Origin of the sequence: Priestia sp. TRN 1309, assembly GCF_050846875.1 — a bacterium.
Lineage (GTDB): Bacteria > Bacillota > Bacilli > Bacillales > Bacillaceae_H > Priestia > Priestia zanthoxyli.
Genome location: NZ_JBOZGM010000001.1, coordinates 257,056 through 270,500 on the forward strand (window position 1 = coordinate 257,056; position 13,445 = coordinate 270,500).

General features: G+C 41.0%; 12 protein-coding genes. All 12 read left to right on the top strand.

All coding sequences use genetic code 11. The features are described from left to right. Window positions 1-97 precede the first annotated feature (97 nt). The 12 genes from ACRPLQ_RS01355 (at window position 98) to ACRPLQ_RS01410 (ending at window position 13,441) form a co-directional block, all read left to right on the top strand. The gene (locus tag ACRPLQ_RS01355; protein WP_028411459.1) at window positions 98-2,776 is read left to right on the top strand and encodes a cation-translocating P-type ATPase; all 2,679 of its coding nucleotides are present in this window, start codon (window positions 98-100) and stop codon (window positions 2,774-2,776) included. A gap of 153 nt (window positions 2,777-2,929) precedes the next feature. Then, window positions 2,930-3,805, top strand: coding sequence for a YicC/YloC family endoribonuclease (locus ACRPLQ_RS01360; RefSeq protein ID WP_028411458.1), 876 nt, complete (start codon window positions 2,930-2,932; stop codon window positions 3,803-3,805). A 46-nt stretch (window positions 3,806-3,851) separates the two neighbouring features. Next, window positions 3,852-4,112, top strand: coding sequence for a DUF370 domain-containing protein (locus ACRPLQ_RS01365; protein WP_013084831.1), 261 nt, complete (start codon window positions 3,852-3,854; stop codon window positions 4,110-4,112). A gap of 13 nt (window positions 4,113-4,125) precedes the next feature. After that, the gene (gene gmk / locus ACRPLQ_RS01370; RefSeq protein ID WP_013058927.1) at window positions 4,126-4,740 is read left to right on the top strand and encodes a guanylate kinase; all 615 of its coding nucleotides are present in this window, start codon (window positions 4,126-4,128) and stop codon (window positions 4,738-4,740) included. Between the two features lie 2 nt (window positions 4,741-4,742). Next, complete coding sequence (gene rpoZ / locus ACRPLQ_RS01375) at window positions 4,743-4,964, top strand: DNA-directed RNA polymerase subunit omega (protein WP_013058926.1); 222 nt, start codon at window positions 4,743-4,745, stop codon at window positions 4,962-4,964. Window positions 4,965-5,144: 180 nt separating this feature from the next. Next, the gene (gene coaBC / locus ACRPLQ_RS01380) at window positions 5,145-6,362 is read left to right on the top strand and encodes a bifunctional phosphopantothenoylcysteine decarboxylase/phosphopantothenate--cysteine ligase CoaBC (RefSeq protein WP_047749894.1); all 1,218 of its coding nucleotides are present in this window, start codon (window positions 5,145-5,147) and stop codon (window positions 6,360-6,362) included. Further along, on the top strand, window positions 6,359-8,773 hold the full coding sequence (gene priA, locus ACRPLQ_RS01385) for a primosomal protein N' (protein WP_432235636.1): 2,415 nt from the start codon (window positions 6,359-6,361) through the stop codon (window positions 8,771-8,773). The genes coaBC and priA overlap by 4 nt, the downstream gene beginning before the upstream one ends. 70 nt (window positions 8,774-8,843) lie before the next feature. After that, window positions 8,844-9,317, top strand: coding sequence for a peptide deformylase (gene def / locus ACRPLQ_RS01390; protein ID WP_013084828.1), 474 nt, complete (start codon window positions 8,844-8,846; stop codon window positions 9,315-9,317). A gap of 10 nt (window positions 9,318-9,327) precedes the next feature. Next, a complete protein-coding gene (gene fmt / locus ACRPLQ_RS01395; RefSeq protein ID WP_165635179.1) occupies window positions 9,328-10,266 on the top strand; it encodes a methionyl-tRNA formyltransferase in 939 nt (312 codons plus the stop codon). Continuing rightward, window positions 10,259-11,599, top strand: coding sequence for a 16S rRNA (cytosine(967)-C(5))-methyltransferase RsmB (gene rsmB, locus ACRPLQ_RS01400; protein WP_165635180.1), 1,341 nt, complete (start codon window positions 10,259-10,261; stop codon window positions 11,597-11,599). The genes fmt and rsmB overlap by 8 nt, the downstream gene beginning before the upstream one ends. A gap of 2 nt (window positions 11,600-11,601) precedes the next feature. Beyond that, window positions 11,602-12,693 carry a 23S rRNA (adenine(2503)-C(2))-methyltransferase RlmN gene (gene rlmN / locus ACRPLQ_RS01405; protein ID WP_028411453.1) on the top strand — a complete coding sequence of 364 codons (1,092 nt, stop codon included), beginning with the start codon at window positions 11,602-11,604 and terminating at the stop codon, window positions 12,691-12,693. Between the two features lie 4 nt (window positions 12,694-12,697). After that, complete coding sequence (locus ACRPLQ_RS01410; protein WP_028411452.1) at window positions 12,698-13,441, top strand: Stp1/IreP family PP2C-type Ser/Thr phosphatase; 744 nt, start codon at window positions 12,698-12,700, stop codon at window positions 13,439-13,441. The last annotated feature ends 4 nt before the right edge of the window (window positions 13,442-13,445 follow it).

The window sequence follows — 13,445 nt, forward strand, 5'->3', positions numbered from 1 at the left end:
TATAGCATTTTTTAGGACGAGTCTGAATAAGCATACGATATAAGATTGTAACAATCTAATAGGTGCATTTACAAATAAAAGGGTGTGAAAAGATGCAATGAAATGGTATGAATTAGGTGAAAAAGCAATAGTAGAAGTAACAAAAACAGACAGGCAGCATGGTCTTACACACAAAGAAGTAAAAGCACGTCAGCAGCAACAAGGGTTTAATGAATTGACTGAAGGAGAGAAAAAACCAGCCATTCTTGTGTTTCTAGAGCAGTTTAAAGATTTTATGGTACTGGTTTTACTAGCTGCCACGCTTATTTCAGGGCTTTTAGGAGAATACATCGATGCAATTGCTATCATTGCTATTGTGGTAATTAATGGATTTCTCGGGTTCTTCCAAGAAAGAAAAGCAGAGAAATCTCTTCATGCATTAAAAGAGCTTTCTGCTCCTCAAGTAGCAGCCATGCGTGAAGGGAAATGGGTTAAGTTACCATCTAAAGAGCTGGTGGTAGGAGACGTTGTAAAGTTTTCGAGCGGAGACCGTATTGGAGCTGACCTTCGGATTATGGAAGCCAAAAGTCTAGAAATTGAAGAATCAGCGCTTACGGGAGAGTCTTTGCCTGTTGGTAAGCAAATAAAAGCATTGTCAGGAGATGAAGTGCCGCTTGGAGATCAGGACAATATGGCGTTTATGGGTACCCTTGTAACCAGAGGAAGCGGAACAGGTATCGTTGTAGGGATTGGAATGAAAACAGCAATGGGCCAAATTGCTGATTTACTTCAAAATGCTGAAGCCATGATTACTCCTCTTCAACGGAAGTTAGAGCAATTGGGCAAAATTTTAATTGTTGTAGCTCTTGCACTTACTGTATTAGTTGTTGGGATTGGTGTGCTGCAAGGGCATGATTTATACAGTATGTTCTTAGCGGGAGTTTCCTTAGCTGTTGCTGCCATACCCGAAGGTCTTCCTGCCATCGTAACCGTGGCGCTATCTCTTGGTGTACAGCGCATGATTAAGCAAAGATCCATTGTTCGCAAACTTCCTGCTGTTGAGACACTAGGATGCGCGTCAGTCATTTGCTCAGACAAAACGGGCACATTAACGCAAAATAAAATGACGGTTACCCACCTCTGGTCCGGAGGAATGACGTGGAGAGTATCAGGGACAGGGTATGAACCTACGGGCGTATTTTCACGAGAGGAAAGAGAAGTTGATACACGGAGTGAAAAACCGCTTCAGCAGCTTTTGGTGTTTGGTCTGCTTTGCAATCAAACGTCGATCTCGAGAAAAGATAAAGAATATGTTATCGACGGGGATCCTACTGAAGCGGCTTTGCTTGTTGCCGCGATGAAAGCGGGGCTGACAAAAGAAAATATTCAAAAGCAGTTTACGATTATTGAAGAGTTTCCATTTGATTCAACGCGTAAAATGATGAGTGTAGTCATTGAAGACGCATCTCATAAACGCTATGTGATAACAAAAGGTGCTCCGGATGTGCTGCTTATAAACAGCAAAAATATTTTGTGGGAAAGCAGACAACAAACGCTGTCGGTAACAGTTCATAATGAAGTAAAAGGAGCGATTGATCAGTTAGCTAGCCAAGCGCTTCGAACCATTGCTATTGCATATCGACCGTTAGGAGAACATGAGAGCGTTCATACAGAGAAGGAAGCAGAAAAAGACCTGACTTTCCTCGGGCTTCAAGGAATGATTGATCCGCCAAGACCAGAGGTCAAGCAAGCGGTCAAAGAATGCCGAGACGCAGGCATCAAAACCGTTATGATTACAGGTGACCACGTTATTACAGCACAGGCGATTGCAAAACAGCTCGGAATTTTACCGAAAAACGGTCAAGTCTTGGAAGGAACGGATTTATCCAAAATGACGCAGGAAGAGCTAGAAGAAGTAGTAGATGATGTTTATGTATATGCAAGGGTATCACCTGAGCATAAGCTTAAAATTGTTAAAGCTCTTCAAGCAAAAGATCACATTGTAGCGATGACGGGCGACGGCGTAAATGACGCACCGGCTATTAAAGCAGCAGACATAGGAATTGCGATGGGCATCACCGGGACAGACGTAGCAAAAGAAGCGTCTTCACTCGTTTTGCTTGATGATAATTTTGCCACTATTAAATCAGCGATCAAAGAAGGGCGAAATATCTATGAAAATATTCGGAAGTTTATCCGTTACTTGCTTGCATCAAATGTAGGAGAAATTTTAGTTATGCTCTTTGCGATGATTTTAGCACTTCCGCTTCCGCTAGTGCCCATTCAGATACTATGGGTAAACTTAGTAACAGACGGTTTGCCTGCGATGGCTCTTGGCTTAGACCAGCCAGAGGACAACGTGATGAAGCGCCATCCAAGGCATCCGCGCGAAGGTATTTTTGCAAGAGGATTAGGATGGAAAGTAGTCAGCCGTGGATTTTTAATTGGAGCTGCTACACTTGCTGCGTTTATGATTGTTTACGACAATGACCCAGATCGGTTGCAGTATGCTCAGACAATTGCATTTGCCACGCTTGTCATGGCACAGCTTATTCACGTATTTGACTGCCGAAGTGAAAAATCAATTTTTGATCGGAATCCATTTCAGAACTTATATCTTGTAGGGGCTGTTATTTCATCTATTATCCTTATGCTGGTGGCCATCTACTATCCGCCGCTGCAGCCTATTTTCCATACAATGGCCATTGCACCGCGGGAATGGCTCGTTATTTTAGGACTTGCAAGCCTTCCAACTTTTTTACTTGCTGGTTCACTTTTAACAAGAAAACCTTCATAAATTGTGCTATACTTTAATACAGGCTGTCCCAAATGAGAAAACTCATGAAGGCAGCCTTTACAGGTTGAATAAAGAAGAGAGATTTCTTTTTTTTGCTAACACTTTCTTTTACGATACTTTTTATGTAAGATGTACATAGTGGATGTGATGATAATGATAAAAAGTATGACTGGTTTTGGCCGCGGAAAAGCGGAAGTGGAAAATCGATCAGTAACAGTGGAAATGAAGTCTGTTAATCATCGTTTTTGTGAAATTGTTATCCGTATGCCAAGACAATTAATTGAAATTGAAGATAAAATAAAAAAAATCGTTCAAACATACATAAAACGTGGTAGAGTAGAAGTATTTGTTACTATTTCAGGTGAAGAAATGGCAAAAAAGAAACTGCAGACGGATTGGCAGCTGCTTGACGAATACATGAATGCGTTGCAGCAAGTAAAAGAAAAGCACGGGCTGTCACAATCTGTTCAAATTCAAGACATTTTACACATGCCTGAAGTGATGACAACTTATGAAGAAGAAGCTGATCAGACGAGTATTCATGGTGCAATCTTTGAAGCCGTTGAAGCTGCTGTTCATCAGTTAGTGGATATGCGGAAACGAGAGGGATCAGAGCTGTATCACGATTTAATGGGATACTTACAGGACATTCAAGACATTCGCGAAAAAATTACACAGCTTGCTCCTGAAGTTGCTGAACAATATCGCGAGCGTATTAAAAGAAAGCTGAGCGACTATTTAGAAGGTACTTTCGATGAGCAGCGAGTGCTGACTGAAGTAGCTATTTTTGCTGAAAAAGCAGATATTAGCGAAGAACTTACGCGAATTCAAAGTCATGTTTCACAATTTATTCAAGCATTAAATACACCTGATTCAGTGGGACGCAAGCTGGATTTTCTTGTTCAAGAGCTGAATCGTGAAATGAATACAATCGGTGCGAAGGCAAATAATGGTACTATTGCTCAGTATGTTATTAGTATGAAAGCACAATTAGAACGCATAAAAGAGCAGGTTCAAAATATTGAATAGCCTTCGTGTAAGATAAAGATTATATTGGTATAGCAGGAGGCTTCTTATGAGCGGTAAATTAGTGAACGTTGGATTTGGAAATTTTATTTCTTCTAATCGTATAATCTCTGTCGTTCATCCTGAATCAGCTCCAATCAAACGCATTATTCAAGATGCAAAAGATCGAGGCTCTTTAATAGATGCAACGCAAGGACGTAAAACACGATCTGTTATTGTTATGGATAGCGATCATGTTATTTTAGCTCCTGTACAGCCAGAAACTGTGTCGCAGCGACTTATAAACAAAGAAGAATTATTAGAAGGGTAGGTCACTTGAACCGATGATTGAAAGAGGTTTATTAATTGTTCTTTCCGGACCATCAGGTGTTGGAAAAGGAACGGTACGAAAAGCATTGTTTGAGCAAGAAGACATTAAATTGCAGTATTCTATCTCTGCAACAACAAGAAAGCCCCGCGAAGGTGAAGTAGACGGCGTTGACTATTTCTTCAAACCACGCGAAGAGTTTGAGCGCATGATTGAAAACAAGAAATTATTAGAGTGGGCTGAATACGTAGGCAACTACTACGGTACCCCGGTTGATTATGTAGAACAAACGTTATCTGAAGGAAAAGACGTATTTCTAGAAATTGAAGTGCAAGGTGCTCTTCAAGTGAAAGAAGCATTTCCAGAAGGTTTGTTCATCTTCTTGGCACCGCCGAGTTTATCAGAGCTTAAAAGTCGTATCGTAAACCGCGGTACTGAAACAGAAGACTTAATCAATAACCGTATGCGCGTGGCAAAAGAAGAAATTGAACTTATGGACGCCTACGATTATGTTGTAGAAAATGACAAAGTAGAAAATGCTTGTGCTCGCATCCGTGCTATCGTAACGGCTGAACACTGCCGTCGTGATCGTATTTCTGCGCGCTATAAAAGAATGCTGGAGGTAGAATAAACATGCTTTATCCATCAATTGATTCCCTAATGGAAAAATTAGATTCTAAGTACACGCTTGTGACAGTAGCTGCAAAACGCGCTCGTCAATTACAGCTTCACAATGATACGCCGATTGAAAAGCCGGTTTCTTATAAGTTTGTAGGCTGTGCTTTAGAAGAAATTAATGCTGAACAATTAAGCTATAAGCAAGGTGTAGCAGAAGAAGATTCTAAACATCAGTAAGTGAAAAAATAACAACCTACTTTATAGGTTGTTATTTTTTTGATGCTTTTGTTTGTATTCAAGCAGGATAGTGAATGTCTCACTACAAAAATGGTATAATAATTGAATTGAAAAGCTTTAGATAGTTACCCGAGTAAACAAGCGGATGCTGGTTGAGCGGGATAAATAGATGGGGGCATAATGATGAAGGGAAAACGAATTTTATTATGTGTTAGCGGCGGAATCGCCGTATATAAAGCCGTAGCTTTAACAAGTAAATTAGTACAAGCAGGAGCGGAAGTTAAAGTAATGATGACTGCTTCAGCACGCGAGTTCGTAACGCCGCTTACGTTTCAAGCTCTGTCTCGAAACCCAGTTTATACAGATACGTTTGATGAAAAAGATCCATCTGTGATTGCACATATTGATTTAGCCGATTGGCCCGATTTAATTTTAGTGGCTCCTGCTACGGCTAATATGATAGGGAAAATAGCAAATGGTCTTGCAGATGATATGATTTCCACAACGCTGCTTGCTGCTACTGCACCTGTGTGGATTGCGCCTGCAATGAATGTTCATATGTACGATCATCCCGCTGTTAAAAAAAATATGAGCACTCTTTCATCATTTGGTTACTCTTTTGTAGAACCAGGAGAAGGGTATTTGGCATGTGGTTATGTAGGAAAAGGTCGTCTTGAAGAGCCAGAAACAATTGTTTCACTAATCGGCTCTTATTTTTCCAAAGTATCAGATACACAAAAAATCTTTGACGGTATCAATGTATTGGTTACAGCAGGACCTACGGTAGAACGCGTTGATCCCGTCCGATTTTTCACCAATCGCTCTACTGGGAAAATGGGCTATGCTCTTGCAGAACAAGCTGCTAAGTTAGGTGCATCGGTAACACTTGTAACGGGACCGACGAATTTAGAGTATCCAAAAGGGGTGCAGGTTGTTCAAATTGAAAGTGCGCAGCAGATGCTTGAAGCTGTTATGCAGCGCTATCATGAAGCAGATGTTGTCATTAAATCAGCCGCAGTGGCAGATTACCGACCAAAGTATGTGTTTGATCAAAAGATGAAAAAGCAGCCTGGTGAAGCAGTATTAGAGCTAGAGAGAACAACAGATATTTTACGCACGCTTGGAGAGCGAAAAGAACACCAGCTTTTAGTCGGCTTTGCAGCAGAAACAGAACAAGTGGATGAATATGCACAAAAGAAACTTGCATCTAAAAACTTGGATATGATTGTAGCCAATAACGTGACGACAGAAGGAGCAGGTTTTGGGACGGACACAAATATTGTGACGCTCTATAAGCGAAGCGGAGAGTCTAAAGAACTTCCCATTCTTTCAAAACACGATGTAGCTACCGAGGTGTTAAAAGAAGTGAAGGAAATGTTAGAAGGGCTGAGAAAATGAGTGTAGCTAGTGTAATTGTGGACGTGGCTGCTAAACAAACAGATCGAGCTTTTGACTACGCCATTCCTGACAATTGGAAAGGAATTATTGTTCCGGGTATGCGAGTTGTCGTTCCGTTTGGTCCAAGAAAAGTTCAAGGGTTTGTGGTGGCTCTTAAAGAAGAGGCTGAAGTTAAGCGTGTTAAACCAATCGCTGACTTGCTTGATTTAACGCCGGTTCTGACTCCTGAACTGTTAGAGATTGGGCACTGGCTAACAGAAAAAACGCTTTGTTTTATGATATCGGCTTTTCAAGTCATGCTGCCTGCGGCGATGAAAGCAAAATATGATAAAGAACTGTCACTCCTTTCAAAAGAGGCATACGAACAGCTTCATGAGCAAGTCAAGCCGTTTTTTCAGTCAAGATCCTCGCTGAAGTGGAGTGAAGTGGAAAAAACAGCCGCTGCTCCTGCTTTTCACCGTGATATTCAAAAAGGTCTAATTGAAGTCGTCTACGTGGTGAAAAACAAAGGAAACAAAAAAACGGCAAAAGGCGTAAAACTGAATCAAAGCCTTGAAGACATTCAACAGTTTATGAACGAGTTAAATAAGCAGGCAGAAAAGCAAAAGCAAGTGCTGTCTTTTATGCTCGAGCGAAATGAAGAAGTAGCCATAAAAGAAATAGCGGAAGATTTGCAGATTACCTCCGCTCCTATAAAAGCGCTGATTAACAAAGGACTCTTAGAGGAAACGGAAATTGAAATATACCGTGATCCTTATCAAGATCGATACTTTACACCGTCAAAGCCATTTCAATTGACCGATGAACAAGCTGAGGCAATCGCACCGATTCTGCAGGACATCGAAGAAAATCTTCACGATGTGTTTTTAATGTATGGAGTAACGGGAAGCGGAAAAACAGAAGTGTATCTCCAATCGATTGATCAAGTATTAAAAAAAGGAAAAGAAGCGATTATGCTTGTTCCGGAGATTTCACTTACCCCTCAGATGGTCAAGCGGTTTAAAGAGCGGTTCGGCTCAAAAGTTGCTGTGCTTCATAGCGGCTTGTCTACTGGAGAAAAATACGATGAATGGCGAAAAATTCAGCGAAAAGAAGTATCCGTTGTGGTAGGGGCCCGCTCTGCTGTATTTGCTCCATTTGAAAATTTAGGCCTTCTTATTATCGATGAAGAACATGAGACGAGTTATAAACAAGAAGAAAACCCCCGTTATCATGCAAAAGATGTAGCCATTTACCGAGGGCAGCATCATCAGTGTCCAGTCATTTTAGGAAGTGCAACACCAACGCTTGAGTCCTTTGCAAGAGCGCAAAAAGGTGTATATAAGCTACTGACGTTAAAGCAAAGAATGAATAAGTCATCGATGCCGTCGGTGGATATTGTTGATATGAGAGAGGAACTTCGCAGCGGCAATCGCTCTATGTTTTCAACTATGCTGTTTGAAAAGATGAAAAACCGTTTGGAAAAAGGAGAGCAAATCGTTTTATTTTTAAATAAAAGAGGCCATTCTTCTTTTGTTATGTGCAGGGACTGCGGTTACGTTCCGACATGTGAGCACTGTGAAATTTCACTAACGTATCACCGCTATCAAAATAAATTAAAATGCCATTACTGCGGACACGAAGAACATGTGCACACTGAGTGCCCGGAATGCCACAGCGAACATATCCGCTTTTTTGGATCTGGTACACAAAAAGTGGAAGAAGAATTAACAAAAGTGCTGCCTGAGGCTAGAGTCGTGCGAATGGATGTTGATACAACAAGCCGAAAAGGCGCGCATGAAAAGCTCCTGAACAAGTTTGCAAGTGGAGAAGCGCAAATTTTACTAGGGACGCAGATGATTGCCAAAGGGCTAGACTTTCCAAACGTCACGCTTGTAGGCGTTTTAACAGCAGATACGATGCTGAATTTACCTGACTTTCGTGCATCTGAAAAAACGTTTCAGCTTTTAACACAAGTAAGCGGAAGAGCAGGACGCCACAAGCTTCCAGGAGAAGTAGTGATTCAAACGTACACGCCTGAGCACTACAGCATTCAACTTGCGAGTCAGCATGATTACGATGCGTTTTATAAGCAGGAGATGGAAATTCGTAAAATGCATAAATATCCGCCTTTCTTTTACTTGGGGCTTGTAACGGTATCTCATGAAAATATTGCAAAAGTGGTGTCTGTTACAGACAAAATTTCGCAGTATCTTGGTCAGAAACTTTCGCCGCAAACAACAATCTTAGGGCCAGTCGCATCTCCCATTGCTAAGATAAAAGATAGATATCGCTATCAATGCATGTTAAAATACAAGCTGGAACCAAGCCTGATTCCGCTGTTGAAATATATATTAGAACGTTATCAAGCGGAAATGCAGAAGGAAAATTTAACGATTACAATTGATTTGAATCCATACTCGATGATGTAACTAGTCGTCTTGATGGCGTTAAAGAAGAAGCTTTTTGGATATAAATAGAAAGAATAAAGGAGGTGCCTATTTGGCTAAGCTTAAGCTTGTTTACCATCCTAATGAAGTACTTGAACAAGAGTGTGAAGTCGTTAAAAACTTTGATAATAAATTAGCGAAATTACTAAACGGCATGTATGATTTAATGCTTGAAGCAGACGGTGTGGGTCTAGCTGCTCCTCAAGTAGGAGTTCTGCAGCAAGTGGCAGTGGTAGACGTGGACGATCGACACGGTAAAATTGAGTTAATTAATCCGGTAATTATTGAGCAACGAGGCGAACAAATCGGTCCAGAAGGCTGCCTAAGTTTTCCGGGCCTTTTTGGTGACGTGGCTCGAGCTGATTATGTGAAAGTACGTGCGCAAAATCGTAAAGGAAAACCTTATTTTATAGAAGCAAAAGGTTTTTTAGCACGAGCCATTCAACATGAAATTGATCACTTACACGGTGTATTGTTCACGGAAAAAGTAACAAAGTATTACGAAGAGGATGAACTAGAAGGGTAGGTTTTACACGATGAAAGTCGTATTTATGGGAACGCCGGATTTTTCAGTGCCGGTTTTACAAACATTACTTAAAGATGGATATGAAGTGGTCGCAGTGGTTACACAGCCGGACCGACCAAAAGGACGCAAGCGCGTATTAACACCTCCTCCTGTAAAAGTTGAGGCGTTAAAACATGAAATACCTGTACTGCAGCCAGAAAAGATTCGTTTAGAAGAAGAATATCAGCAAGTGTTAGCGTATGAGCCTGACCTAATTGTAACAGCGGCTTTTGGTCAAATTTTACCAACTCCTATTTTAGAAGCGCCTAAATACGGCTGTATTAACGTACATGCTTCTCTGTTACCTGAACTGCGCGGAGGCGCGCCGATTCACTATTCAATTCTACAAGGTAAGCCAAAAACTGGTGTTACAATTATGTATATGGTAGAAAAATTAGATGCAGGTGATATCTTAACACAGGTAGAAGTTCCGATTGAAGAACGTGATCACGTGGGCACACTTCACGATAAACTCAGCGCTGCTGGTGCAAAATTGCTTTCAGAAACCATTCCTTCTCTTGTGAAAGGTGAAATTACGCCGGTTAAACAAAACGATGGCGAAGCGACATTTGCTTCTAATATTAAGCGTGAACAAGAGAAAATTGATTGGGCCCGTACAGGAGAAGAAATTTATAATCATATCCGCGGACTTCATCCTTGGCCCGTTGCTTATACAACAGCAGACGGTCAAGTCATGAAAATTTGGTGGGGAGAGAAAGTATCTGCATCAGGCAAACCGGGTACCGTTTTATCACTTGAAGAGGACGGATTTGTAGTAGCAACTGGAAATGAAACAGCTATTAAAGTGACGGAACTTCAGCCGGCTGGAAAAAAACGTATGGATGCAGCGCAGTATTTACGAGGTACATCTGTTGAAGTCGGAACAGTATTAGGGGATGTCAATGGGTAAGTACAACGTTCGAGACATAGCTTTAGATATTTTACTAGCTATTGAAAAAAATCAGGCATTCAGCAATCTATTGTTAAATAACAGTATACAAAAACGTGGTATTCAAGGGAAAGATGCAGGGCTGTTAACGGAAATCGTGTATGGAACGATTCAAAGACGCGATACGTTAGATTACGGGTTAGCCCCTTTCTTGAAAAATCCCAAAAAACTTCAGCCTTGGGTGCGAGTGCTGCTTCGTTTATCTCTTTATCAGATGATGTATTTAGACCGAGTACCTGACCGGGCAATCCTTCATGAAGCAGTAGAAATTGCTAAAAAACGTGGTCACAAAGGAATTGCCTCAATGGTAAACGGCGTTTTACGAAATATTCAGCGCAGCGGCACGCCTTCTTTAGAAGAAATACAAAATCCTGTGGAGCGCTTGGCAATTGAAACGAGTCATCCAGTATGGCTTGTAAAACGCTGGGTGGAACAATATGGATTGGACAAAACACGCGGAATCTGTTTAGCTAATTTAATGGCCCCTAAACAAACAATCCGAGTAAACAGTGCACGCTTTACGCAAAATGAAGTAAAAGAAGCGCTAGAAAAAGAAGGTATTGTTGTAGAACCAGGCCATTTTGTAGAAGAAGCGCTAGAAGTTCAAAAAGGAAATGCAGCTCATACACAAGCATTTCGTGAAGGAATGTTTACCGTTCAAGATGAAAGCTCTATGTTAGTAGCTCATGCACTAGGCGCAGAAGCAGAAGAGCTGATTTTAGATAGCTGTGCTGCACCGGGAGGAAAATCAACTCATATTGCAGAGCAGCTTAAAAACAGTGGTAGAGTTATTTCCTTGGACATTCATGACCATAAAGTAAAGCTGATTGCCCAGCAGGCAGAGCGTCTGCATCTTACCAATATTGAGCCAACGGTTCAAGACAGCCGCAAAGCCGGTGAACAGTTTGATAAAGAAATGTTTGACCGCATTTTAGTAGATGCCCCGTGCTCAGGTTTTGGTGTGATGAGACGTAAACCTGATTTGAAATATACAAAAACTGAGCAGGATGTAAAGCAGCTGGCGCGTATTCAACAAGATATTTTAAATGCGGTTGCGCCTTTATTAAAAAAAGGTGGGACCCTCGTATATAGTACATGTACAATTGATCGGGATGAAAATGGGGATGTTGTAGCAGCATTTTTAGCAGATCATGCTGATTTTCAAAAAGACGAAACGCTTGCTGCACGCATGCCGCAAAGACTTAAACAAAACGTAAAACATGGTGAAATTCAATTGCTGCCAGATGCACAAAGCGATGGATTTTATATTGCATGTTTACAGAAGAAGGTGTAAAAATGGAAGAAGTAGCTAAAAGAAAAGCAAAAGCAGAAGAAAAAACGCAAAAACCATCTATTTATTCATTAGAAATGCACGACCTAGAAAATTGGTTAGTGGAACATGGTGATAAGAAGTTCCGTGCTAAACAAATTTTTGACTGGTTATATGTTAAACGCGTAACGGACTTTGACGATATGTCAAACTTATCTAAAGGATTACGTGAACAATTAAAAGACAAATTTGCATTAACGACATTAAAAACAGTTGTTCAGCAAACGTCTGGAGACGGCACGATGAAGTTTTTATTCGAACTCCATGACGGTTATACGATTGAAACGGTGCTTATGCGTCATGAATACGGAAATTCTGTCTGCGTAACAACTCAAGTTGGCTGTCGCATCGGCTGTACGTTCTGTGCGTCTACTCTTGGAGGTTTAAAGCGTAACTTAGAAGCTGGAGAAATCGTAGCGCAAGTAGTAAAAGTACAAAAAGCGCTAGATGAACAAGGAGAACGCGTGAGCTCTGTCGTAATTATGGGTATTGGGGAGCCATTTGATAACTATGATGAAATGATGCGCTTCTTAAAAACAATTAACAGTGATGATGGATTAAATATTGGTGCACGTCATATCACAGTATCGACAAGTGGAATCATTCCAAAAATCTATAAGTTTGCTGATGAAAAAATGCAAATCAATTTTGCGATTTCACTTCACGCTCCAAACAATGACATCCGCTCACGCTTAATGCCGATTAACCGCGCGTATAAACTTCCTGATTTGATGGAAGCCATTAAATATTATACGGATAAAACGGGAAGACGTATTAGCTTTGAGTATGGTCTATTCGGAGGAGTAAACGATCAAGTAGAGCATGCGGAGGAATTAGCGGATTTGATTAAAGACGTTAAATGTCACGTGAACTTGATTCCGGTAAACTATGTGCCTGAGCGTGATTATGTTCGTACACCGCGTGAACAGATTTTTGCATTTGAACGTACGCTTAAAAAGCGTGGCGTTAACGTGACTATTCGACGTGAGCAAGGTCATGACATCGATGCAGCTTGTGGCCAATTACGTGCGAAGGAGCGTAAAGAAGAGACGAGGTGATTGTATGGCAACTGTCTTCATGACAGACCGAGGGAGAGTTAGACAACACAATGAAGATAACGGAGGGGTATTTTTGAACCAACATAATCAGCTGCTTGCAATTGTGGCTGATGGTATGGGAGGTCATCGAGCTGGCGACATCGCCAGTGAGATGGCGGTTCAAAAATTGCAAATAGCGTGGGAAGAAGCGAACAAAGTAACGTCTCCTGATGAGGCGACGCAGTGGATTCGTACGCATGTTTCCCAAATTAATCAAGATATTTATCGGTATGCTCAGGAGCATGAAGAGTGTAAAGGCATGGGTACGACAGTTGTACTTGCTTTATGCGCCGATACGTTTTGTGCGATTGGTAATATAGGAGACAGCAGGTGCTATATTTCCAATGAATATGGATTTCAACAAGTAACAGAAGATCATTCTCTTGTGAATGAACTCGTAAAAAATGGTCAAATCACAAAAGAAGATGCTGAACATCATCCGCGAAAAAATATCTTATTGCGAGCACTAGGTACCGAAGAAAATGTTAGTTTAGATGTAAAAACAATTGAAGTGGAAAAAGAAGATCGATTATTATTATGTTCAGATGGACTGACAAATAAGGTAACGGAACAAAAGCTGAACGAAACGTTATCAACAAGTTCATCACTTCACGAAAAGGGTACGAGCCTGATTCAATTAGCAAATGAGCTTGGTGGAGAAGACAATATTACACTTGCAATTGTGGACTTTACATCTGAAAGTGGGTGAGAGT